Genomic DNA, 22936 nt, shown 5'->3' on the forward strand with positions numbered 1-22936 from the left:
ATCACCGAAGGGGAGCGTACCCGCGCGCGGGCGGGAGGCGGACGGCAACACCCCCGCGGACCGGATACCCTTTGACCTGACACGCGACGATCCCCACAACAGCACACGCGGCCGAGGAGTCACCCGGATGAGCACCACCCAGAGCGACAGGCTGCGCGAACTGCTGGAGCCGCTCGTCGGCGCCAAGGAGCTGGACCTCGAGGAGATCGAGGTGTCCACGGCGGGCCGCCGCCGGGTGCTGAGGGTCATCGTGGATTCCGAGGACGGCGTGGAGCTCGACACCTGCGCGGAACTGAGCCGCAGCATCTCCGAGACGCTGGACGAGACCGACGCCATGGGTGAGGGCGAGTACGTCCTCGAAGTGAGCTCTCCGGGCGCCGACCGCCCGTTGACCGAGCACCGCCACTACGTGCGCGCCACCGGCCGGCTGGCCAGGCTCACCCTGAGCGAGGGCGGCGAGCTGGTGGCCCGCGTCCTCGCGGTGGACGACGAGGGACTCGATCTGGAAGTGCCCGGCGTCAAGGGCCGCAAGCCCACGTCGCGCCGTGTCGCCTTCGGCGAGATCGCCAAGGCGCGCGTGGAGATCGAATTCAACCGCAAGGACAAGAAGGAAGAGGAGGCGTAGCCGTGGACATCGATGTGAAGCTTCTGAAGGGCTTGGCGCAGGACAAGGAGATCCCCTTCGACGTGCTCGTCGGGGCGATCGAGTCGGCCCTCCTCATCGCGTACCACCGCACCGAGGGCAGCCACCGCCGTGCGCGCGTCGAGCTGGACGCCGGCGGCCATGTCACGGTGTGGGCGAAGGACGACCCGGCCGAGCTCGAGGAGGGCCAGGAGCCCAAGGAGTTCGACGACACGCCGTCCGGATTCGGCCGTATCGCCGCGACCACCGCCAAGCAGGTCATCCTGCAGCGGCTGCGCGACGCCGAGGACGACAGGACGTTCGGCGAGTACGCGGGTCACGAGGGTGACGTCGTCACGGGCCTGGTGCAGCAGGGCAAGGACCCGAAGAACGTCCTGGTCGACATCGGGAAGCTGGAAGCGATCCTGCCGGTGCAGGAGCAGGTGCCGGGCGAGGAGTACACCCACGGCCTGCGGCTGCGCACGTACGTCGTACGGGTGGCCAAGGGCGTGCGCGGTCCGTCCGTGACGCTCTCGCGCACCCACCCGAACCTCGTGAAGAAGCTCTTCGCGCTGGAGGTTCCGGAGATCGCGGACGGGTCGGTCGTCATCGAGGCCATCGCCCGCGAGGCGGGTCACCGCACCAAGATCGCCGTCCGCTCCACGCGGGCCGGTCTCAACCCGAAGGGCGCCTGCATCGGCCCGATGGGCAGTCGTGTGCGCAACGTCATGGCCGAGCTGCACGGCGAGAAGATCGACATCGTCGACTGGTCCGACGACCCTGCGGAGATGGTCGCCAACGCGCTGTCACCCGCACGGGTGAGCAAGGTGGAGGTCGTGGACCTCGGGACGCGCTCCGCACGGGTGACCGTGCCCGACTACCAGCTGTCGCTGGCGATCGGCAAGGAGGGGCAGAACGCCCGCCTGGCCGCCCGGCTCACGGGCTGGCGCATCGACATCCGCCCGGACACCGAGACCGAGGCCGAGCGGGACGTGGCCGACCGTGAGCGCGCCGAGCGCGCCCGGGAGCGTTCCGAGCGCGGCTGACCACCTGGCCGCGTCCGGGGCCGCTCCGGCGGCCCGGGACCGGGGCCGGAAGGAATAGATCGAGGCGCTTCGGCGCTGAGATCACGACAACATCCGTTCGATTTCTGCCCCCAGAGGGTGAGGTCGGTGCGGGGAGGTAGACTTAGCCGTGTCTGGCCGGACGCACGCCCGCGCTTGCCCCGAGCGAACCTGTGTGGGATGCCGGGAGCGAGCGGCCAAGAGCGAGCTGCTGCGCATCGTGGTGGACGAGGGAGACGTTGTCCCTGATCCACGCGGTACGCTGCCCGGCCGGGGTGCGTATGTTCACCCCGCCTCTGTCTGTCTGGACCTGGCGGTTCGCCGCCGGGCTTTCCCCCGGGCCTTCAAGGCCAAGGGGCCGTTCGACTCCGCGGCACTGCAGCGGTTCGTCGAGCGGGTGACACCGTAAGAAAGTGAACGGCACGGGTCCCCGTGCGGTCAGGTACCTCGCGAGTTGGAAGTAGGTCGAGATTGCGATGAGCACTCGATGAGTACGCGATGAGTACGCCCATGAAGTAGCGACGGTCCGGCGGTAACCCGGACCTAAAAGGAGCGAAGTGGCTAAGGTCCGGGTATACGAACTCGCCAAGGAGTTCGGCGTCGAGAGCAAGGTCGTCATGGCCAAGCTCCAAGAACTCGGTGAATTCGTCCGTTCGGCGTCCTCGACGATCGAGGCGCCGGTTGTACGCAAATTGACTGACGCACTGCAGGGTCCCGGCGGCAACGCCGGCAAGTCCGCTGCAAAGCCTGGCGCGCCTCGCAAGGCCGCCCCCGCGAAGCCCGCAGCGCCCTCCCCGGCCGCTGCGGCACGTCCCGCTGCCCCGAAGCCCGGCGCCCCGGCCCCCAAGCCGGCCGCCGCGGAGACCCCGGCGAGCAGCACCCCCGCGGCGCCCTCCGCGCCGTCGGCGCAGTCGGGTGGACCCCGCCCGGGTCCCAAGCCCGCGCCGAAGCCCGCCCCGGTCACCCCGGTGCCCGCCGCGGAGTTCTCGGCTCCGGCCCCGGCCCAGCAGCCGGCCGCGCCGCAGCAGCAGCCCCAGGCCCCGCGTCCCGCGGGTGCCACCCCCGGTCCGCGTCCCGCCCGTCCGGCTCCGGCCGGCGGTCAGCGTGACGGTGGCCGCGACGGTGGTCAGCGTGACGGCGGCCGTGGTGGCGAGCGTGGCGGCGACCGCCCCGCGCGTCCCGCAGGCCAGGGCGCCCCGCGCCCCGGCGGCGCCCGTCCGGCCGGTCCCCGTCCGGGCAACAACCCCTTCACCTCCGGCGGCTCCACCGGAATGGCGCGCCCCCAGGCGCCCCGTCCCGGCGGTGCCCCGCGCCCCGGCGGCGGTCAGGAGCGCCCCGGCGCTCCCCGCCCGCAGGGTGGCCCCGGTGGCGCCCCGCGCCCCCAGGGTCAGGGTGGCGCACGTCCGTCTCCGGGCGGCATGCCCCGTCCGCAGGCTCCCCGTCCGGGCGGTGCCCCCTCGGGTAACCGTCCGAACCCGGGCATGATGCCGCAGCGTCCCGCTGCCGGCCCGCGTCCCGGCGGTGGCCCCGGCGGCGGCCGTGGTCCCGGTGCCGGCGGCGGAGGCCGTCCCGGTGGCGGCGGCGGTCGCCCGGGTGGCGGCGGCTTCGCCGGCCGTCCGGCCGGTCCCGGTGGTGGCGGCGGCGGTTTCGCCGGCCGTCCCGGTGGTCCCGGTGGCGGTGGCGGCGCGGGCCGTCCCGGTGGTGGCGGCGGCTTCGGCGGTCGTCCCGGCTTCGGTGGACGTCCCGGCGGCCCGGGTGCCCGTGGTGGCACACAGGGTGCGTTCGGCCGTCCCGGTGGTCCCGCGCGTCGTGGCCGCAAGTCGAAGCGTCAGAGGCGCCAGGAGTACGAGGCCATGCAGGCCCCGTCGGTGGGCGGCGTCATGCTGCCTCGCGGCAACGGGCAGGCTGTCCGGCTGTCGCGCGGTGCCTCCCTCACGGACTTCGCGGAGAAGATCAACGCGAACCCGGCGTCGCTCGTCGGCGTGATGATGAACCTCGGCGAGATGGTCACTGCCACGCAGTCCGTCTCCGACGAGACGCTGAAGATGCTCGCGGACGAGATGAACTTCGTCCTCGAGATCGTCAGCCCCGAGGAGGAGGACCGCGAGCTGCTCGAGTCCTTCGACATCGAGTTCGGCGAGGACGAGGGCGGCGAAGAGGCCCTGGTCTCCCGTCCGCCGGTCGTGACCGTCATGGGTCACGTCGACCACGGTAAGACCCGACTGCTGGACGCGATCCGCAAGACGAACGTCATCGCGGGCGAGGCCGGCGGCATCACGCAGCACATCGGTGCGTACCAGGTCTCCTCCGAGGTCAACGGCGAGGACCGTCGGATCACCTTCATCGACACCCCGGGTCACGAGGCGTTCACCGCCATGCGTGCACGTGGTGCGAAGTCCACCGACATCGCGATCCTCGTGGTGGCGGCGAACGACGGTGTGATGCCCCAGACGATCGAGGCGTTGAACCACGCCAAGGCGGCCGAGGTGCCGATCGTGGTCGCGGTCAACAAGATCGACGTCGAGGGTGCCGACCCGACCAAGGTGCGCGGTCAGCTCACCGAGTTCGGTCTGGTGGCCGAGGAGTACGGCGGCGACACGATGTTCGTCGACATCTCCGCCAAGCAGGGCCTCAACATCGAGGCACTGCTGGAGGCCGTCGTCCTCACCGCCGACGCCTCGCTCGACCTGCGGGCCAACCCGGAGCAGGACGCGCAGGGTATTGCGATCGAGTCCCACCTCGACCGCGGCCGCGGTGCGGTCTCGACCGTCCTCGTCCAGCGAGGCACGCTGCGCATCGGTGACACGATGGTCGTCGGCGACGCGTACGGCCGGGTCCGGGCGATGCTCGACGACAACGGCAACAACGTGCAGGAAGCGGGTCCCTCGACCCCCGTCCTGGTCCTGGGTCTCACCAACGTCCCGGGTGCCGGCGACAACTTCCTGGTGGTGGACGAGGACCGTACGGCCCGTCAGATCGCCGAGAAGCGTGCCGCTCGTGAGCGCAACGCCAACTTCGCCCGCAAGGGTGTCCGGTTCTCCCTGGAGAACCTGGACGAGGCGCTCAAGGCCGGTCTGGTCCAGGAGCTCAACCTCATCATCAAGGGCGACGCGTCCGGTTCGGTGGAGGCTCTCGAGTCCTCGCTGCTCCAGCTCGACGTCGGTGAAGAGGTCGACATCCGGGTCCTGCACCGCGGTGTGGGTGCGGTCACCGAGTCGGACATCAACCTGGCGACAGGCTCCGACGCCATCGTGATCGGCTTCAACGTGCGCGCCGCAGGGCGTGCCGAGCAGATGGCCGAGCGCGAGGGCGTGGACGTCCGGTACTACTCGGTCATCTACCAGGCGATCGAAGAGATCGAAGCGGCCCTCAAGGGCATGCTCAAGCCGGAGTACGAAGAGGTCGAGCTCGGCACGGCGGAGATCCGCGAGATCTTCCGCTCGTCCAAGCTGGGCAACATCGCCGGTGTGCTGGTCCGCTCCGGCGAGGTCAAGCGCAACACCAAGGCGCGCCTGCTGCGCGATGGCAAGGTCATCGCGGAGAACCTCAACATCTCCGGTCTGCGTCGCTTCAAGGACGACGTCACCGAGATCCGCGAAGGCTTCGAGGGTGGTATCAACCTCGGAAACTTCAACGACATCAAGATCGACGACGTCATCGCGACGTACGAGATGCGCGAGAAGCCGCGAGGCTGATCAACGGGGATTCCCGGGGGGAGACCCCCGGGCTCCCTTCCACGGTCGGGGCCGGTCGACGGGTCGTATTTCCGTCGATCGGCCCCGGCCGTTCCGGTACGGTTCTGGGTGTCCCTGCCAAGCGATGGCGGGGCATGACCCCGAACCGGCGGGACATCCGGACACACATGTATGTGGGGACTCTGTCCTTCGATCTGCTCCTCGGCGACGTACGGTCGCTGAAGGAGAAGCGCTCCGTCGTCCGCCCGATCGTCGCCGAGCTCCACCGCAAGTTCGCGGTGAGTGTCGCGGAGACGGGCGACCAGGAGCTGTACCGCAGGGCCGAGATCGGTCTTGCCGTGGTCTCCGGGGACACCGGACACCTCACAGACGTACTCGACCGGTGCGAACGCATGATCGCGGGCCGGCCGGAAGTGGAGCTGCTGTCCGTACGACGACGGCTGCACAGCGACGAAGACGATTGAGCAAGGCTTAAGAAGGAGACGGACCAGTGGCCGACAACGCGCGGGCGAAGAAGCTGGCGGACCTCATCCAGGTGGTGGTCGCCGAGAAACTGCAGCGCGGTATCAAGGACCCGCGTCTGGGCACGCACGTGACCATTACGGACACCCGTGTCACCGGCGACCTGCGGGAGGCCACGGTCTTCTACACGGTCTACGGCGACGACGAGGAGCGGGCCAGCGCGGCAGCCGGGCTGGAGAGCGCCAAGGGCATCCTGCGTTCGGCGGTCGGTGCGGCGGCGGGGACGAAGTTCACCCCCACCCTGGCCTTCGTGGCCGACGCCCTGCCGGACAACGCCAAGGCGATCGAGGACCTGCTCGACCGGGCACGTGCCTCGGACGCCAAGGTCCGCGAGGCGTCGTCCGGCGCCACGTACGCCGGTGGCGCGGACCCGTACCGCAAGCCGGAGGACGAGTCCGCCGAGAACGACGAGGACTCGCCTTCCGCATGACGCAGAACAAGCAGGACAAAACGCCGGACGGCCTTGTCATCGTCGACAAGCCGTCCGGCTTCACTTCGCACGACGTCGTGGCCAAGATGCGCGGCATCGCCCGCACCCGGCGGGTAGGCCACGCCGGCACTCTGGACCCCATGGCCACCGGCGTCCTGGTGCTCGGCGTCGAGAGGGCGACGAAACTGCTCGGTCATCTCGCGCTGACCGAGAAGGAGTACCTGGGGACGATCCGGCTCGGCCAGGACACCGTCACCGACGACGCGGAGGGCGAGATCACCTCGTCCACCGACGCCTCGGGAGTGACACGCGAGGGCATCGACGCCGGGGTGGCCGCGCTGAGCGGCGCGATCATGCAGGTGCCGTCCAAGGTCAGCGCCATCAAGATCGACGGCAAGAGGTCCTACGCCCGGGTGCGCGGCGGTGAGGAGTTCGAGATCCCGGCCCGCCCGGTGACCATCTCGTCCTTCCGGGTCTACGACGTCCGCGAGGCGGTCGCGGAGGACGGTACCCCGGTCGTCGACCTGGTCGTCTCCGTCGTGTGCTCCTCGGGTACGTACGTCCGCGCGCTGGCCCGCGACCTCGGCGCCGGGCTCGGCGTCGGCGGGCACCTGACCGCGCTGCGGCGCACCCGCGTCGGTCCGTACGGCCTCGACGCGGCGCGCACCCTCGAACAGCATCAGCAGGAGCTGGCCGTGATGCCGGTGGCGGAGGCGGCAGCGGCGGCCTTCCCGCGCTGGGACGTGGACGAGAAGCGCGCCAAGCTGCTCCTCAACGGTGTACGGCTGGACATGCCGTCCTACCCGCCGGGGCCGGTAGGGGTCTTCGGGCCCGACGGGGCGTTCCTGGTGCTCGTCGAGGAGCAGAAGGGCAAGGCCAAGAGCCTCGCCGTCTTCGCCTGACGGGCCTCCACACGGTTGGGCCCGTCGTGGAGCGGGCAGCCCCCCGGTGCGTGCCCGCTCCACGATCCCCCTCCCACGGCCATCCCTGTCCACGTGAACCCTCCGATTCACCCCAACGGGCGGGCGCTCGGAGTGACTGAGGGGTGCGAGGGGGGCGCTTTCGCCTCGCGGGTTGCCGGTGTCCACCGCCGGGGATCTACCGTCGTGCCATGGGCAGCGGGGACCGGTCGAAACTTGTGAGGATCTGCGATCAGGCCGGTCGGCCTCGGGGGACCGGATTCGTCGCGGACGACCGGGGCACGGTCGTCACCGGTCATCAGGCCGTCGCACGCTCCGTACCCCTGACCCTGCATGCCGCCGGCGGCCGCAGCTGCCTCGTCGGCCCCGACGACATCACCGCGCTGCCGGCTCTCGGCCTCGCCCTGCTGCGCACCGGCGGCCCCGGGGCCCTGGGCGTGGAGCCGCTCCCCGTCGCCGTACGCGAGGAGATCGGCGCGGGCACCTACGTGCGGATCGCCGCCCACGGCTGGCGCGAGGCACGGGTGCTCGGTACGACTCCGGCGACCTACTCCGAGGGCGGACACGAACACCCCGTGAGCGAGGCGCTGGAACTCGCCCTCGGCACGGACGGGCGCGACGCCCTGCGATCAGGCGGAGCCGCGGTCGGGGGGCCCGTCACCGACCCGCGCACCGGGGCCGTCCTGGGGGTGCTCTCGACCGCGCTGAGCGCCGGGCGCGAGACCGCCGGGCTCGCGTTCGTGCTGAGCCCCCGTGACGCCCCGGGGCCGCTGGCCGAGGTGCTCCGGCGCAACGCGAGCGCCGTCCCGGGATACGGCTGCGACCTCAACCTCGCGGGGGCGCTGCAGCTGACCGCCACCTCGCTCGGTCACGTCGACGGCCGCCCCTGCGGCACGGAGGCCGTGGAACGCCCGGACACCAGCGCGGAGTTCGCCGCCTTCGAGGCCGGAACGGGCCCCGTCCTCGGCCTCGTCGGCGCCCCGGGGACCGGCCGCACCACGGAGCTCGCAGGCCTGGCCGCCCGCCGTGCCCGCGGGCCCGTGCCCGCCTGGACGCTCTGGCTGCGCGGAGCCGATCTCCTGGCCGACGACACCTCGGTCACCGACGCGATGGCCCGGGCGCTGCGGCGCTCCGGCAGGATCATCACCGCCGCCGGGGCCCGCGGCGACATGGAGGCCGCGACCCCTGAGCGGGTGGCGCGGCTCGCCGCGGCGTCGGGGAACCCGCTGCTCGTCGTCGTGGACGGCCCGGAGGAGATGCCGCCCCTGCTGGCCCACCGGCTCGCCGGGTGGGCCGGGGCCACGGCCGAGTGGCTCCTGACGCACGAGGTGCGGATGGTCGTCGCCTGCCGCCCCGAGCACTGGGAGACCGCCGGCGCGCTGTATCCGCCGGGCGCCCTGCACCGGCCGGAGGGGACGGCCGGGGGTTCGCCGCCCGCCGTCCGGCTCGGCGACCTCACGGCCGAACAGGCCGGGCGGGCGGGGGAGCGGTACGGCATTCCGCCCGGAACGATCGCACCGGGTCACGACCGGCACCCCCTCACCCTGCGCCTCCTCGCCGAGGTCCGGGAGGCCCTGCCCCCCGATGTGCCGGGCAACCCCGGCGCGGAGGAGGTCTTCGCCGCTCATCTGGACCTCACCTGTCTGCGGATCGCCGTCCGGATCTCGGCCCAGGCCGAGCCGCGGCTCCGGGGCGCGGCGGTCCGCAGACTGGCGGCGAAGGTGGCCGGCCAGGTCCACGAGGCGGCCAGGCGCTGCCTGGGACCGGGACAGGGGGAGCTGGACCGGGCGGCGTTCGAGGAGATCTTCCCCTGGCGCACGGGATGGGCCTCGGCGGTCCTCACCGAGGGGCTGCTGGTCCCGGCGGGCGCGGGATACCGCTTCGCCCACGAGGAACTGGGCGACTGGGTGCAGGGGGCGCACCTCGACCTGGACGCGGCCCTCCACTCGCTGGTCCACCGCTGGCACGCGGACGGGGCGCCCGCCGCCTTACCCGCCCCGCCGGACACGGCGGAACCCCGCAACCTCCCGGTGCCGCGCCATCGCATCGGTCCGGTGCTCCAGGCGATGCTCCTGCTGGAGCGGCGGCAGGGGCACGCGGCACTGGCCCACCGGATGGCGGACCTGATCGAGGCGATGGACCGCCTGCCGTCGGGGCCCGCCGCTCAGGACCGGCTCGCCGACGCGGCCTGGTGGGCGGCCCACCTGCTCCGGGAGAGCCTGCTCAGGGTGCCGGACGCCCGTCCCTGCCTCGGAGTGCTGCGGGTGCTCGCCGGACGGATCACCCGGCGTTCCCTGTCCGGCGGCCCGGCCGCGCTCGGCCCCTATGCCGAGTTCGGGCCGTGGTTCTGGTGCCGGATCCGGCTGCCCGAGGAGGACCGGATCGATCTGCTGCGCCGCCTGCTGCCCGCCGACGGCGCCCCCCGCACGGACGGAGGCGAACGGTACCTCGACGCCGTGTCCCGGCGCCTGGCCGCCAGGCCCAGGACCGTCCAGGCGCTGCTGTGCCGCTGGTTCACGGACGAGAGCCCCCTGCCCTCCCAGGAGGGCGTGCCGATGCGGCTCACTGTGGCCGCCGCCGCACAGGCCCTCCTGTACGCCCGCCGGGACCTCGCCGTCGACGACCTGACCGAGGCGCTGGCCGACACCACCCACCCCCGCGCCGCCGAACTCCTGGCCGCCCTCGCCGAGGAGGAGCCGACCGCCTTCTGCAGGGCCGTCGACCGGTGGGCGCGCGACGAGGAGAGGCCGGCCCGGCGGGCCGCCGCGGCCGCCCACGCCACACTCGCCGCCGCCCGCCCCCTCTCCGGCTCCGAGCGCGCCCTGCTGCGCGGCGCGGCGCTCACCCTGCTGGCCCGGCCGGACGACGCGGCCCTGCACGCCCAGGCGCTCACCGTGCTCGTACGGGATCCGGGGACAGGCGGCCGCCACCTGCCGCAGGCCCTGCGGCTCTTCGCCGCCGGCGACCCACGGCTGCCGGTGGCCCTGCTCGCGGAGGTGTTCCCCGAGCACCCCGAGCCGGTGCTCGCCGCGCTGCGCGCCCGCCTGTCCCTGCCCGGGGAGGCCGCCGACGACGCTCTGCGGGAGCTGGCCTCGCTGGACGCCCCGGCGCTGGCACTGCACGCGCCGGGTCTCGTACGCCATTACGTCGACAGCCGCAGCCGCAGCCGCAGCCGCAGCCGCTCCGGCGAGGAAGCCGGGGCGCAGGCCGCCGCCTACGTGGACCTCAGGCTGGAGCACAGCCCGGCGGCCCGGGCGCTGCTGCTGCCCCTGATGACCGGGCTGCTGCGGGACCGCCCCGCGCCGCCGCCCGTACGGGCCGCACTGGCGCAGATGCTCGCAGGTCCGGGAAGCGCCGCGTCGAGGCCGCTGCGGGCCGAGCTGCTGGAGGTGCTGCTGGAGTTCGAGCAGGACACCGGAGGGGACCCGGAGGTCCTCGACGCCCTGCTGCGGGCCGCCGCGGCCGGTTCCGGCAGCCGTCCCGAAGCCCGCACACGGGCTCTGGTGCACCGTACCGGGACGCTCCTCGTGCGGACGCCGGAGGGCGCGGCCCGCTTCGACTGCGGGCTGGCCGAACTCGCCCGCGACGCCCCCGGGTTCGCGGCCCTCGTCACCCGCTGGCTGGCGGACGGCCCGCAGGAGTGGGCCGCGGTCGTGGGCCCCGGTGCCCGGCGGACGCTGGAGGCACTGCACGGGGCACGTCCAGGGTTCCCGATGCCGATGCAGGCAGTGGGACGTGAGCATGGCAGTCTTAGACCTGCGTAATGGACACACACACGTACACAGGTTCGGGCGAGGAGCGGTCACAGTGCACTGCTGGCGTGGCTTGGAGGACATCCCTGAGGGCTGGGGACGCAGCGTCGTCACCATCGGCTCCTACGACGGGGTGCACCGCGGGCACCAGCTGATCATCGGCCGTGCCGTGGAGCGGGCGCGGGAGCTCGGTGTGCCGTCCGTCGTCGTCACCTTCGATCCTCATCCCAGCGAGGTCGTCCGCCCCGGCACGCACCCGCCGCTGCTCGCGCCCCACCACCGGCGCGCCGAGCTCATGGCCGGACTGGGGGTGGACGCGGTGCTGATCCTGCCGTTCACCGCCGAGTTCTCGCAGCTCTCGCCCGCCGACTTCATCGTGAAGGTGCTCGTCGACAAGCTGCGCGCGAAGCTGGTCATCGAAGGCCCCAACTTCCGCTTCGGGCACCGGGCCGCAGGCAACGTCACGTTCCTCGCCGAGCTGGGCCCGACGTACGACTACGGGGTCGAGGTGATCGACCTCTACGTGAGCGGTGACGCGGGCGGCGGCGAGCCGTTCTCCTCCACGCTCACCCGCCGTCTGATCGCCGGGGGTGACGTCGAAGGGGCCGCCGAGATCCTCGGCCGCCCGCACCGCGTCGAGGGCGTCGTGGTGCGCGGCGCCCAGCGAGGCCGCGAGCTCGGCTTCCCCACGGCGAACGTGGAGACGCTGCCGCACACCGCGATCCCCGCCGACGGCGTCTACGCCGGCTGGCTCACCGTGAACGGCGAGGCCATGCCCGCCGCGATCTCCGTGGGCACGAACCCGCAGTTCGACGGCACGGAGCGGACCGTCGAGGCGTACGCCATCGACCGCGTCGGCCTCGACCTGTACGGGCTGCACGTGGCGGTGGACTTCCTCGCCTATGTGCGCGGCATGCTGAAGTTCGAGTCGATCGACGACCTGCTCGTGGCGATGGCCGCCGACGTGAAGCGGTCCAGCGAGCTGATCGCGGCGTACGAACGCGCCTGACCCCTCCTGTGGTGCGCTCCACGGCACCGGGGCATGGTCGGGGGCAGGAGCTGTCGAGCCGGGAGGACGTCCGCACGTGCGTGAACTGCTGTCGGAACTGCGCGACTGGCTCGCTGCCGGTACGCCCTTCGCCCTGGCCACCGTCGTGGCGGTGCGCGGCAGCGCGCCCAGGGCCCCCGGCGCCGCGATGGCCGTGACCGCCACCGGCACGGTGGCGGGCAGCGTCTCCGGGGGGTGCGTGGAGAGCGATCTGTACGAGGTCGCCACCGAGACGCTCACCACGGGCCGGACACAGCTGCGGACGTACGGCATCAGCGACGACGAGGCCTTCGGCGCCGGGCTGACCTGCGGCGGCACGATCGACGTCCTGGTGCAGCCCTACGTCGAGGCCGGCGACCGGGACGCGCTGCGGGAGCTCGTCGACACCATCATCTCCGGGGAGCCCGTCGCGCTCGCCACCGTGGTGTCCGGAGCCGCGCAGCCGGGCGCCCGCCGGACGGTCCTGGCCGGCCGTGTCAGGGGTTCGCTCGGCGACGAAGGGCTCGACGCGGCGGTCACCGACGACGCTCGCGGGCTGCTCGCCCAGGGCGCCACCGGCAGCACGCGGTACGGCCCGCACGGTGAGCGCCGGATGCAGGACGTCACCGTCTTCGTCCAGACCTACGCCCCCGCGCCCCGCATGCTCGTCTTCGGCGCCATCGACCACGCGGCGGCCACCGCGAGCATCGGGGCCTTCCTCGGCTACCGGGTGACGGTGTGCGACGCCCGCCCGGCCTTCGCCACCCGGGAGCGCTTCCCGACGGCCGACGAGGTGGTCTGCGCCTGGCCGCACACCTATCTGGAATCGACGCAGGTGGACCGGCGCACGGTCGTCTGCGTCCTGACCCACGACCCGAAATTCGACGTGCCTCTGCTCGCAGCCGCGCTGCGCACCCCCGCCGCGTACATCGGTGTGATGGGCAGCCGTCGCACCCACGCCGACCGGGTCGCCCGGCTGCGCGAGGCCGGGGTCGACGAGGCGGGACTGGCCCGCCTCGCCTCACCCGTCGGCCTCGACCTCGGAGCCCGTACGCCGGAGGAGACGGCCGTCTCCATCGCGGCCGAGATCATCCAGCACCGCTGGGGCGGCACGGGCCGCCCGCTGGGTGAGCTGACGGGCACGATCCACCACCCACCGGAGCCCGGCACCCGACCTGCCTGACCACGGACTACGGGACGACCGGCACCGCTGCCCAGTGGCAGGCGACCTGCGTCCGGCCGTCCCCGTGCAGGACCGGCAGATCCTTCGTGCGGCACGCGTCCGCGACGCCCGCGCGCTCCGCCTCGCCCGAGGCGAGGATCTGGCAGCGGGCGTGGAAGCGGCAGCCGGACGGCACCTTCGAGGGGTCCGGCGGTTCGCCCGTCAGGATCACCGGCTCGCCGTCCGCCTCCGGCAGCACCGACAGCAGCGCCTGTGTGTAGGGGTGCCGTGGAGCCGTGAGAATCTGCTCGACGTCACCCGTCTCCACGATCCGGCCGAGATACATCACCGCCACCCGGTCGGCGATGTTCCACGCCAGCCCCAGATCGTGTGTCACCACCAGTGCCGACAGGCCCAGTTCGTCGCGCAGGCGCAGCAGCAGCGCCAGGATCTCGCCGCGTACGGAGGCGTCGAGCGAGGCCACGGGCTCGTCCGCGACGATGAGCTCCGGTTCCAGCACGAGGGCGCCCGCGATCACGACGCGCTGGCGCTGACCGCCGGACAGCTCGTGCGGATACCGCAGGAAGAACCGCTCCGCAGGCCGCAGTCCGGCCCGCGCCAGCGCCCCGGCCACGGCCGCCCGCTCGTCGCCCGCGTACCCGTGGATGCGCAGGCCCTCCGCCACCGCGTCGTACACCGTGTGGCGGGGGTTGAGGGAACCGCTGGGGTCCTGGAGCACCAGCTGCACCCGCTTGCGGTACGCCTTGAGCGCCCGGCCGGTGTAGTCGAGCGGCTCGCCGCCGAAGGTGACCCGCCCGGCGGTGGGCGGCACCAGGCCCAGCAGGGACCGGGCCAGCGTCGTCTTGCCGCACCCCGACTCGCCGACCAGGGCGACGATCTCACCGGGACGGATGTCGAGATCGACCCCGTCCACCGCCCGCGCGGTCGCGGCCCCGCGCCGGCCGGGGAACGCGACCTTCAGGGACTGGGCGCTGAGCAGGGGGGCCGGGGGAGTGGCCGTCATGAGGTGCTCCTTGCTTCCTCGGTACCGCCGTGCGGACCGGGCGTCACGGTGGCTTCCGGCTCCACCAGCACACAGGCCGCCCGCCGGGACGGGCCGGCCGGCCGGAGCTCCTGGTCCTCGGTGGCGCAGGAGTCCAGCGCCGCCGGGCAGCGCGGATGGAACGTACAGCCGGAAGGCAGCGCCGACGGGTCCGGCGGGTCACCCGGCAGGCCGCGTGGCGCGTGCCGGGAGGAGAGGTCGCCGATGCGCGGGAAGGCGGCCGACAGGGCGCTGCCGTAGGGGTGCCTGGCGTTCTCGTACACCTGCTTGGCGGGGCCCTCCTCGACGACCCGGCCGGCGTACATCACCGACAGCCGGTCGCAGGTGTCGGAGAGCACCGCCAGATCGTGGCTGATCATGATCAGACCGAGGTCCTGGTCGCTGACGAGCTGTTCGATCAGCCGCAGGATCTGCGCCTGGATCATCACGTCGAGGGCGGTGGTGGGTTCGTCGGCGATGATCAGCCGTGGATCGCAGGCCAGCGCCATGGCGATCATCACGCGCTGGCGCTGACCGCCGGACAGCTCGTGCGGATAGGCGTCCGCACGGGCGGCCGGGAGCCCCACCTGCTCCAGCAGCTCACCTGCGCGCCGGTGAGCCGCGGCCGGGGTCGCCCTGCCGTGCAGCAGGATCGGTTCGGCGATCTGGTCCCCGATGCGGTGCACGGCGTTCAGCGAGTGCATGGCGCCCTGGAAGACGATCGACGCCCCCGCCCAGCGCACGGCGCGCAGCCGCCCCCACTTCATGGTGAGGATGTCCTCGCCGTCCAGCAGGATCTCGCCGCTCAGGGTCGCGGAGGCGGGGAGCAGTCGCAGCAGCGCGAGAGCCAGAGTCGACTTCCCGCAGCCGGACTCACCGGCGATGCCGAGCTTCTGGCCGGCCTCGACCCGCAGGTCGACACCCCGCACGGCGGGGACGGACGAGGCACCGGATCCGTAGGTGACATGCAGATTCCGGACGTCGAGCAACGGCTGCCCGGTCTCCGGCTTCGGAGCGCTCTCGGTCTTCACGGCGGTCAACGGGACACCCCCAGCTTGGGGTTGAGCACGGTCTCGATGGTGCGGCCGCACAGCGTGAACGCGAGGGCGACGACCGCGATGGCGAGTCCGGGCGGGGCGAGGTACCACCAGTTGCCGGAGCTGACCGCTCCGGCCTCACGGGCGTCCTGGAGCAGCCCGCCCCAGGAGACGATCGTGGGATCGCCGAGCCCGAGGAAGGCGAGGGTCGCCTCGGTGAGGATGGCGGTGGAGATCACCAGCGTGGTCTGCGCGAGCACCAGTGGCATCACGTTGGGCAGGACATGGCGGGACATGATGTGGCCGTGCCCGCCGCCGAGCGCCTTGGAGCGCTCGATGTACGGGCGCGACTCCACGGACAGGGTCTGCGCGCGCACGAGCCGCGCGGTCGTCGGCCACGTCGTCACCCCGATGGCGAGGACCGTCGTCCAGAGGGACCGCGAGAGCACGGTGGCCAGCGCGATGGCGAGCACCAGTGTCGGCATCACCAGGAACCAGTCGGTGATCCGCATGATGATGTTGCCGTACCAGCCCTTGAAGTGACCGGCCGTGATGCCCACCAGGGTTCCGATGGCCACGGAGAGGAAGGCGGCGAGCAGGCCGACGGTCAGCGAGACCCGCGTCCCCCACACCAGCAGGGCGAGCAGACTGCGGCCGAACTGGTCGGTACCGAGGGGGAACTCGGCGCTCGGTGCCTCCAGCGGGCCACCCGGCGCGGCGGTGACGCTCAGCGAGCCCGCCCCCACCAGCAGCGGGGCGGCGAGTGCGGTCAGGGCGATCAGCGCGAGTACGGCGAGACCGGCCAGGCCGGCCCGGTGGCCGCGGTACTGCCGCCAGAAGCGGGCCACCGCGTGGCGTCGGCGGGTCCAGGTCAGCGCACGCGGGCTGACGGGCGGCGCTGCGTCTGTCGTGGTCGTCATCGGCCCACCCGGGGATCGAGGAGCGGATAGATCACATCGGCGAGCGTGTTCATCAGGATCACCGCGGCGGCGAAGATGAAGAACAGCGCCTGCACCAGTGGCAGGTCGGGCACGCTCAGCGCCTGGTAGAACAGCCCGCCCAGGCCGGGCCAGGAGAACACCGTCTCCACCAGGATGGCTCCGGCCACCGTGTTGCCCAGGTTGACGAAGAGAAGTGTCACCGTCGGCAGCATCGCGTTCGGGACTGCGTGCCGGCGGCGTACGAGGTCGTCGCGCAGGCCCTTCGCGCGCGCCGTCGTCAGGTAGTCGCTGCCCATCTCGTCGAGCAGCGAGGAGCGCATCACCAGCAGGGTGCGCGCGTACTCGACGGCGACGAGGGTGAGGACCGGCAGGACGAGGTGATGGGCGACGTCGAGGACGTAGGCGAAGCCGCTCTCGCTGCCGGACTCCATGCCGCCTGTCGGGAAGAGGCCGGGGATGGGGCCGATGCCGACCGACAGGGTGATGATCAGGAGCAGGCCGAGCCAGAACGAGGGCACCGAGTACAGCGTCAGCGCGAAGGCGGTGTGGAAGCGGTCACCGGCCGAGCCGTTGCGCCAGGCGGACCTGGCGCCCAGCCAGATGCCGATCGCCGTGTAGATCACGAACGCGGTGCCGGTGAGCAGCAGCGTCGCGGGCAGGGCCTCGGTGATCTTGTCCATGACGGGAGCACGGAACTGGTACGACGTGCCGAAGTCCCCGGTCAGGGCCTTGCCGCAGTACTCGGTGAACTGCTGCCAGAGCGGCAGGTCCAGGCCGAATTCCTTGCGCATCGCGGCGATCTGCTCGGTCGACACCTGCCGGCCGCCGGTCATCTGCTTGACCGGGTCGCCGGGGATCAGCCGGAACAGGAAGAAGCTGGTGACGAGCACGGCGAACAGCGAGACGGCCGCACCGGCCAGCTTGCCCGCCGCGTAACGGAGATACGCGGTCGTGCTGCGGGCGCGTGGACCGCGGGCCGACGGCCCGGCCGGAGCCGGGCCGTCGTTCCGTACGGCGTCCACGCCCGCCGCGCCCTTCAGGAGCGCGGGAGTGCTTTCTGTGCTCATGGACTATTCACGGTCTTCCGCGGTGGAACGACGACGCATGGCGAACAGAAGCCCGCCACCGGCGAGGACGACTACGGCGACACCGACGCCGATGAGGACTCCGGTGGAGCTGCCGCTGTCGCCGGACGAGTCGCCCGACGCACCGGCGGCCGGGACCGCCGACCACCAGCTCCAGTAACCGTCCTGACCGTAGATGTTGCCCGCGTCCGAGGGCATGGTCGTGATCGACTTGATCTGGTCGGTGCGGTAGGCCTCGACGGCATTCGGGTACGCCATGACATTCATGTACCCCGTGTCGTACAGCCGCGACTCCATCTGCTTCACGAGGTCGGCCCGTTTGGCGGGGTCGTACTCCGCCGTCTGCTTCGCGTAGAGCTCGTCGTACTGCTTGTCGCAGATGAAGTTGTCCGTCTGCGCGGTCTCCTTCGCCTTGGCCGGCAACGCGGCACAGGTGTGGATCGACATGACGAAGTCGGGGTCCGGGTTGACGGACCAGCCGTCGAAGGCCAGGTCGTACTCACCGGCGTACCAGGGGTCGGAGACGTTGTCCCGGCAGTCGACCTTCAGGCCGATGCCGAGGTCGCCCCACCACTCCTGGAGGTACTTGCCGATCGCCTTGTCGTTGGGATCCGTGGCGTGGCAGAGGATCCGGAAGTCGAGCGGCCTGCCGTCCTTGCCGGCCCGCTTGCCGGCGCTGTTCTTCCTGTAGCCCGCCTCGTCGAGGAGGGCGGCGGCCTTCGCCGGGTCGTAGGCGAGCTTCTGCTCGGCCGACGGCTTCCAGAAGTACGAGCCGTAGCGCGGCGGGATGTACCCCTCGCCCTCTATGGCGTAGCCCTGGAAGACCTTGTCGATGATGGTCGTGCGGTCCACGGCCATGAACAGTGCCTGGCGGACCTTCTGGTCCAGCAGCGCCGGGTGGCCGTCGCCGAACTTCGTGCCGTCCCTGGTCTGCGCGCCGGGGTTGGTGGCCAGCGCGTAGAAGCGCCGGCCGGGGGCGTCGTTCACCTTGATGTCGTCGGCGGTCTTCAGCGACGCGGCCTGCGCGGGGGTCAGGCTCGGGCTGCCCGCGACGAAGGAGACTTCACCCTTTCGGAGGGCGGCGACGGCTGCGTCCTGGTCCTTGTAGTACCGGAAGACGAGCTCGTCGAACTTGGGCGCGCCCCGCCAGAAGTCCTTGTTGGCCTTCAGCTTCACATAGCTGTCGACCTTGTAGTCCGTCAGGATGAACGGGCCGTTGCCGACGATCGGGAACTTCGTGTCGTTGTTGAACTTCGAGAAGTCGCCGACCTTCTCCCACACGTGCTTGGGGACGATGGGCACGTCCAGTGCCGTCATCGTGGCCTGGGGCTTCTTCAGCTCTATGACCAGCTTGTCCGGGCTGGGGGCGGTCACCTTCTTGAAGTTGCCGACGAAGCTGCCGTTCGAGGTGGCGGCCCCCTCGTCGGTCATCATCGTGTTGAAGGTCCACGCCGCGTCCTCGGCGGTGGCCTGCTCGCCGTCCGACCACTTCGAGTCCGGCCGGATGGTGTACGTCCACGTCAGCTTGTCCGCCGAGGTCTCCCACTTGGTGGCGAGCCCGGGGATCGTGTGGCTGTCCTTGGCGTCGTAGTTGGTGAGGTAGTCGTACATCAGCCGGTGGATGCTCGTGGAGAGCAGCCGCTGCGCGAGGAACGGGCTCAGGGAGTCGACGCTCTGCGCGACCGCGACCGTGAGGGTCGACTTCCCGTCGGCGGCCTGCGCCTCCTGAGGGGCGGGACCGAGCGGGTTTCCGGGTACGACCGTTCCGGCGGCGAGCGCCAGGGCGGCGGCTCCGGAGGCGAGAAGGATACGCAGGCGGCCGCGTGGGCGGGAGGAGCGTGGTGGGAGACTTGTGACCATGGACGTAGACCTCGCGTCATGACTCGCACGGTGAAGGCGGGCAGATCTCTGGTTCGCCAGCTGGTGAAGCGAAGGTCTATCAGCGGCGGTCGAGTCGCGTCAACGGTCCGCCAAACCGCGTGTGGTCTGCGGGAATGCGATGAGGGCCCGCACCGTGTGAACGGTGCGGGCCCTCATTGGTTTAGACCTCTATGGCCCTACTGCTGAGGCGGCGGCGGCTGCTGCGGGGGGTGCTGCTGCCAGCCCGCCGGCGGAACGGGGCCTTGCAGTTCGGGCTGTCCGGGCTGATGTGCCTGGCCATCGTGGTGCGCGGGCTGAGGAGGCGGCCCTGCCGGGCCCCCTCCGGGCTGCGCCGGGGAGGGCTGCTGCTGCCAGCCGTTGTTCTGCGTGCCCTGGGCGGGGTACGGCGGGTACGGCTGCTGGGGCGGAGCGGCCTGCTGCGGCAGGGCGCCCGGCTGGGACGGGGGCTGCTGTCCCCCGTACGGCTGCTGCCCCGCGTACGGCTGCTGTCCCCCGTACGGCGGCTGCCCCCCGTAGGGCTGCTGCCCGCCGTGGGGTTGCTGGGGCGGATACGGCTGTTGCGGCTGCGCGGGGTACGGCTGTCCGGGGTACTGCTGCCCCGGGTACGGCTGACCGGGCTGAGGCTGCGGGGCGTACTGCTGCTGGCCGGGCACCTGCTGACCGGGTACCTGCTGTCCGGGCATGGGCGGGGCGAACTGCGGCGGCGGGTTGCTGCCGTCCGTCGTCCACAGCCCCTGCTGCTGCTGGGCCCGCTGGAAGTCCTCCGCGACGAGGGCGGAGAGATTGAAGTACGCCTCGCGGGTCTTGGGGCGCATCATGTCGAGGTCGACCTCGGCGCCGGCCGCCAGGTGCTCGTCGAACGGCACGACCACCACGCCGCGGCAGCGGGTCTCGAAGTGCTGCACGATGTCGTCGACCTTGATCATCTTGCCGGTCTCGCGGACACCGGAGATGACGGTCAGGGAGCGCTGTACCAGTTCTGCGTAGCCGTGCGCAGACAGCCAGTCCAAGGTGGTGGACGCACTGGAGGCACCGTCGACGGACGGCGTCGAGATGATGATCAACTGGTCGGCGAGATCCAGCACACCGCGCATCGCGCTGTAGAGCAGGCCGGTGCCCGAGTCGGTGAGGATGATCGGGTACTGCTTGCCCAGGACGTCGATCGCCCGGCGGTAGTCCTCGTCGTTGAAGGTCGTGGAGACCGCGGGGTCCACGTCGTTGGCGAGGATCTCCAGGCCGGACGGCGCCTGCGAGGTGAAGCGGCGGATGTCCATGTACGAGTTGAGGTACGGGATCGCCTGGACCAGGTCGCGGATGGTGGCCCCCGTCTCGCGGCGCACCCGCCGGCCGAGCGTGCCGGCGTCCGGGTTGGCGTCGATGGCGAGGATCTTGTCCTGCCGCTCGGTGGCCAGGGTCGAGCCGAGCGCCGTGGTCGTCGTGGTCTTGCCGACCCCGCCCTTGAGGCTGATGACCGCGATGCGGTAGCACGACAGCACCGGCGTACGGATGAGGTCCAGCTTGCGCTGCCGCTCGGCCTCCTCCTTCTTCCCGCCCAGCTTGAAGCGGGAGGCGGCGGACGGGGTGCGGCTGCTCTTGGCCTTCTGCTTGCCACGGACCAGCCGGTCCGAGGACAGCTCCACCGCGGCCGTGTAGCCGAGCGGGGCGCCCGGGACGGACCGCTCACGCTGGTCATGGGTGACCGGGGTCGGCCAGGCGGAGCCGGTGCGCGGGTCCACGGGCGGAGCCTGGGGTGTGGGCGGCTGGGGCTCGTGCGCCTCGGGCTGCTGAGGCTGCTGCTGGGGCGCGGGCAGGTTCGGTGTGCCCTGGTGGGCGTTCTGCTGGGGGACCTGCGGCGGGAGCGGGGCCCCCTGCGCGGGGAACTGCGGCTGCTGGCCGGCCTGCGGAGCCGGGAATCCGTAACCCCCCTGCGGCTGTGCGGCCGGGGGGAGTTGGGGGGCGCCCTGGGCGGGGGGCTGCTGCTGCGGTGTCTGGGGGAACCCGTAACCGCCCTGCTGCGGTGTCTGGGGGAACCCGTAACCGCCCTGCGGCGCTGACGCGTTGGGCTGAACCGGCTGCTGTGGTGCCGGCAGGGGCTGTGCGGGCGGCGGGGTCTGGCCCTGCGGGAATCCGTGGCCACCCGGCGCTCCCGCAGCCGGCGCGGGGTGCTGCGCGGGCCACTGCTGCGCGGGCTGCGGTGTGCTCGGCTGCTGCGCGGCCGGCTGGAACGCGGGCGGCAGCGGCGGCAGGGCCCCTTGCGCGGGCGGCGTGGGGGACCAGGGGGCCGGTGCGTTCGACGGCACCGCGCCCTGGGGCACACCGGCGGCGGCCGTGTCGACGGACGGCACACCGGCCGGCGGTGCGCCCTGGGGCGGTGCGGCCGTCACCGGGGCCACAGGCCAGTCGTCCTGACCCTCGTCCTGCTGGTCGTCAGTCTCCGGCTCGTCGTCGGCTGCCCGTACGGGGGCCTGAGCCGCGTCCGCCTCCGGGGCCTCGGGCCCCTCGTCCTCCCCGGCGTTCTTCCCGCTCACCGGGCCGGTCGGGTCCGCGTCGCCCTCCTCGGATGCCGCCGCCGGAGGCGTGGGCTCGGCGGGGCGGCCGGAACCGGACGCTGCGGCGTCGGCGTCGGCGTCGGCGTCGGCCTTGGCCGCCTCGCGCTCGGCGATCTCCTGCTTCAGCGCGGCGGGTGAGAAGCGCATGGTGGCGCCGCTCTCCACATCGCCGCCGCCGAACGGGCCGGACGCGTCACTCACCACCTCGGACTCCTCGGAACCCGGCGCGGGGGGCACCGGAGCCGGTGCCGCGGGAGTGGGCGCGAAAGACGGCGAGGGCGGCTCGGAAGAGGCGGCCGACGCCGCTTCGGACGGTGCCGCCGGAGCCGGAGGCCAGCCGGGCTCGAAGCCGCCTGGTGCCGGCGGCCCCGGTACGGCCAGCGGAGCCCCCTGAGGCGGCGGTGGCGGTGCCAGGTGCGACCCCGCTCCTCCCGACGAGTCACCCGGCGCGTTCTGGGTGTACCAGGCGGGCGGGGTGTAGTCGATGGTGAACTCACCCGTCATCTCGGCGGGATCCGCGTCGGACGACTCGTCGACGGGCGTGTTCCATCCCCCGCTGATCTCGTCCCGATCGCCGTTCACTTTGCCTCCTGGTGTGGTCGAGCACCCTTGTGCCGTGGTGGGTGGGGGCGACCGTTCCCGATGTCCGGTCCGCCCGGCTCTCCCCCTTGCGACGCGCAGTGCCTGCCCGCAGGTTCCTCTGCCGCGCCCCCACCCACCCTAATCGCCATGGGGCGCACTGCGGCAGGCCGTACCGCCCAGCGAAAACCGTCCTTCACGTCACGCCAGGCCGCCGGGCGGAGCGCGTGCGGCGGAACACGGAGGAACGGGCTGCCGCCGCGCACCGTGACGCGGGCGGACACAAGGAGAGGGCGGCAGTCCCCGACAGCCGCCCCCGGACCGTGCGGACGCCTACTCGAGGTCGAATTCACCGTCCCGCGCGCCCAGTACGAACGCGCGCCACTCGGCCTCCGTGTAGCGCAGTACGGTCTCCGGATCCAGCGACGAGCGCATGGCGACCGCGCCCCCCGGGAGGTGGGCGATCTCGACCCGTTCCTCGACGTTCTCGGTCCCGGGTGCGCTCAGCCACTGCACATCCGAGATGTCGAGAGCGTAGAGCTCGTCCTTTTCCTGCTGGGTGCCCATGGACCCGTCCCTTCGGTCGAACTGTGTCGTTCCCACGCCATGATCCTGAAAAGCGGCGGAT

The 22936-nt window shown here is 72.2% G+C and carries 17 protein-coding genes; 10 read left to right on the forward strand and 7 right to left on the reverse strand.

All coding sequences use genetic code 11. The annotated features are described in order from the left end of the window. The first annotated feature begins 127 nt into the window (after nt 1-127). From rimP to OO67_RS26855, 10 genes are all read left to right on the forward strand, one after another. The gene (gene rimP, locus OO67_RS26810) at nt 128-625 is read left to right on the forward strand and encodes a ribosome maturation factor RimP (RefSeq protein ID WP_033304143.1); all 498 of its coding nucleotides are present in this window, start codon (nt 128-130) and stop codon (nt 623-625) included. A gap of 2 nt (nt 626-627) precedes the next feature. Beyond that, complete coding sequence (gene nusA, locus OO67_RS26815; RefSeq protein WP_033304144.1) at nt 628-1668, forward strand: transcription termination factor NusA; 1041 nt, start codon at nt 628-630, stop codon at nt 1666-1668. A gap of 148 nt (nt 1669-1816) precedes the next feature. Next, a complete protein-coding gene (locus OO67_RS26820; RefSeq protein ID WP_078598304.1) occupies nt 1817-2095 on the forward strand; it encodes a YlxR family protein in 279 nt (92 codons plus the stop codon). A 148-nt stretch (nt 2096-2243) separates the two neighbouring features. Beyond that, the gene (gene infB, locus OO67_RS37225) at nt 2244-5381 is read left to right on the forward strand and encodes a translation initiation factor IF-2 (protein ID WP_078598305.1); all 3138 of its coding nucleotides are present in this window, start codon (nt 2244-2246) and stop codon (nt 5379-5381) included. A gap of 167 nt (nt 5382-5548) precedes the next feature. Continuing rightward, nucleotides 5549-5845 carry a DUF503 domain-containing protein gene (locus tag OO67_RS26830; protein WP_033304206.1) on the forward strand — a complete coding sequence of 99 codons (297 nt, stop codon included), beginning with the start codon at nt 5549-5551 and terminating at the stop codon, nt 5843-5845. Nucleotides 5846-5871: 26 nt separating this feature from the next. Next, complete coding sequence (gene rbfA, locus OO67_RS26835; protein WP_033304149.1) at nt 5872-6333, forward strand: 30S ribosome-binding factor RbfA; 462 nt, start codon at nt 5872-5874, stop codon at nt 6331-6333. After that, a complete protein-coding gene (gene truB / locus OO67_RS26840) occupies nt 6330-7235 on the forward strand; it encodes a tRNA pseudouridine(55) synthase TruB (RefSeq protein WP_033304152.1) in 906 nt (301 codons plus the stop codon). The genes rbfA and truB overlap by 4 nt, the downstream gene beginning before the upstream one ends. A 209-nt stretch (nt 7236-7444) precedes the next feature. After that, the gene (locus OO67_RS26845; RefSeq protein ID WP_033304154.1) at nt 7445-11017 is read left to right on the forward strand and encodes a hypothetical protein; all 3573 of its coding nucleotides are present in this window, start codon (nt 7445-7447) and stop codon (nt 11015-11017) included. 43 nt (nt 11018-11060) lie between these two features. Beyond that, nucleotides 11061-12014: a bifunctional riboflavin kinase/FAD synthetase gene (locus tag OO67_RS26850; protein ID WP_078598306.1), complete on the forward strand. Its 954-nt coding sequence runs from the start codon at nt 11061-11063 to the stop codon at nt 12012-12014. Nucleotides 12015-12090: 76 nt separating this feature from the next. Then, a complete protein-coding gene (locus OO67_RS26855) occupies nt 12091-13215 on the forward strand; it encodes an XdhC family protein (RefSeq protein ID WP_033304157.1) in 1125 nt (374 codons plus the stop codon). A 7-nt stretch (nt 13216-13222) separates the two neighbouring features. Here OO67_RS26855 and OO67_RS26860 read toward each other — a convergent pair whose 3' ends face one another. From OO67_RS26860 to OO67_RS26890, 7 genes are all read right to left on the reverse strand, one after another. Beyond that, nucleotides 13223-14218, reverse strand: coding sequence for an oligopeptide/dipeptide ABC transporter ATP-binding protein (locus OO67_RS26860; protein WP_033304158.1), 996 nt, complete (start codon nt 14216-14218; stop codon nt 13223-13225). Beyond that, nucleotides 14215-15276, reverse strand: a complete 1062-nt coding sequence (locus OO67_RS26865; protein ID WP_033304159.1) for an ABC transporter ATP-binding protein — start codon at nt 15274-15276, stop codon at nt 14215-14217. Before OO67_RS26865 ends, OO67_RS26860 begins: the two co-directional genes overlap by 4 nt. After that, nucleotides 15273-16193, reverse strand: a complete 921-nt coding sequence (locus OO67_RS26870) for an ABC transporter permease (protein WP_033304160.1) — start codon at nt 16191-16193, stop codon at nt 15273-15275. The genes OO67_RS26865 and OO67_RS26870 overlap by 4 nt, the downstream gene beginning before the upstream one ends. Beyond that, the gene (locus tag OO67_RS26875; RefSeq protein WP_033304162.1) at nt 16190-17281 is read right to left on the reverse strand and encodes an ABC transporter permease; all 1092 of its coding nucleotides are present in this window, start codon (nt 17279-17281) and stop codon (nt 16190-16192) included. The genes OO67_RS26870 and OO67_RS26875 overlap by 4 nt, the downstream gene beginning before the upstream one ends. A gap of 3 nt (nt 17282-17284) precedes the next feature. Then, on the reverse strand, nt 17285-19159 hold the full coding sequence (locus OO67_RS26880; RefSeq protein ID WP_033304164.1) for an ABC transporter substrate-binding protein: 1875 nt from the start codon (nt 19157-19159) through the stop codon (nt 17285-17287). 197 nt (nt 19160-19356) lie between these two features. After that, complete coding sequence (locus tag OO67_RS26885) at nt 19357-22311, reverse strand: SCO5717 family growth-regulating ATPase (RefSeq protein ID WP_033304165.1); 2955 nt, start codon at nt 22309-22311, stop codon at nt 19357-19359. 330 nt (nt 22312-22641) lie between these two features. After that, complete coding sequence (locus OO67_RS26890; RefSeq protein ID WP_033304167.1) at nt 22642-22875, reverse strand: DUF397 domain-containing protein; 234 nt, start codon at nt 22873-22875, stop codon at nt 22642-22644. Nucleotides 22876-22936 lie beyond the last annotated feature (61 nt).

It is taken from the genome of Streptomyces atroolivaceus, assembly GCF_000717025.1.
GTDB lineage: Bacteria > Actinomycetota > Actinomycetes > Streptomycetales > Streptomycetaceae > Streptomyces > Streptomyces atroolivaceus.